This window comes from Bradyrhizobium sp. Leo170 (assembly GCF_004296405.1).
Lineage (GTDB): Bacteria > Pseudomonadota > Alphaproteobacteria > Rhizobiales > Xanthobacteraceae > Bradyrhizobium.
Map to the genome: position 1 here is coordinate 1 of NZ_PSRR01000751.1, position 1,094 is coordinate 1,094.

The 1,094-nt window shown below is 61.1% G+C and carries 2 protein-coding genes and 1 pseudogene; all 3 read left to right on the top strand.

Annotated elements, in window-relative coordinates; translation table 11 throughout:
- Window positions 1-204: 204 nt before the first annotated feature.
- On the top strand, window positions 205-459 hold the full coding sequence (locus CWO89_RS44475; protein ID WP_130584414.1) for a type II toxin-antitoxin system VapB family antitoxin: 255 nt from the start codon (window positions 205-207) through the stop codon (window positions 457-459).
- A complete protein-coding gene (locus CWO89_RS44480) occupies window positions 459-845 on the top strand; it encodes a type II toxin-antitoxin system VapC family toxin (protein ID WP_130584415.1) in 387 nt (128 codons plus the stop codon). The genes CWO89_RS44475 and CWO89_RS44480 overlap by 1 nt, the downstream gene beginning before the upstream one ends.
- A 2-nt stretch (window positions 846-847) precedes the next feature.
- Window positions 848-1,094, top strand: a pseudogene (locus CWO89_RS44485) (integrase); the annotation flags it as partial.

Below are 1,094 nucleotides of genomic sequence, written 5' to 3' on the forward strand. Positions count from 1 at the left end.
CCCAGAACCCGATTAGGGCCTTCGGAGCAATCGCACCTTCCTAAGCGCCCTGAGGCGGCGGGAAGTCATTGAAGCCTTGCCATAGTTTCTCCCACGATCCAGCGCCCAGCATGACGAGAATGCGCATCCCGAGTTTCGTGCAATCGTGCGCGGGTGGTGTTATATAGGTGGAATATTGAAAAATAGGCACCAAGGAACTCCGACATGGCACTGAGTATCAAAGATACTGAGACAGAAAAACTCGCACGCAGGCTAGCCGAGCGCACCGGAGAGACGATCACCCTCGCGACCAGGCGCGCTCTTGAGGATAGGGTGCGGCGGGTCGATGCCGACGTGACCAAGGCGAAGCTGCTTGAGGACATGGAAGCCATTCGGCGCCGCCTATCTGCCCTCCCGATCCTCGACCCGCGCAGTATAGATGAAATCATCGGGTACGATGAAAACGGCTTGCCGATCTGATGGTGATCGACTCATCCGCCATTCTGGCAGTTCTTTTGAATGAGCCGGAGGCCAGCGACTTTGAGCATCGCATTGCGGCCGACCCTGTCCGGCTGATGTCGGCAGCGACGGTGGTGGAAGCTGGAATAGGGATCGAATCAAAGTTGGGCGATGGCGGCGGCGCCGAGCTTGATCTCTGGCTGCATAAGGTTGGCGTGGAGATTGTTCCAGTCTCGGCTGGGCATGCCGATCAGGCGCGGCGGGCGTGGCGGCGGTATGGGAAAGGCCGGCATTCCGCCAAGCTGAACTTTGGCGATTGCTTTTCTTACGCTCTCGCCACCCTCACCGGAGAGCCCCTGCTGTTCAAGGGCAATGACTTCTCGCAGACCGACATCAAGGCGGCCTGAAGATGAACATCCTTCCTCCCGGTAGCGAAAACCTTCCCGTCACTTCGGAAGCCGTGAGGGAGGGGGCCGAAGCCGCCTCCGCTGCCCTTCCGGCGCATCTGGAACGGCTGGCCGATCGCGCCCGCAATTATGTCGAGGCGGCGAGCTCGGCCAACACGCGCCGGGCCTATGCCTCCGACTGGAAGCACTTTTCCGCCTGGTGCCGGCGCCAGGGCCTCGAGGTGCTGCCCCCCTCCCCCCAGACGGTCG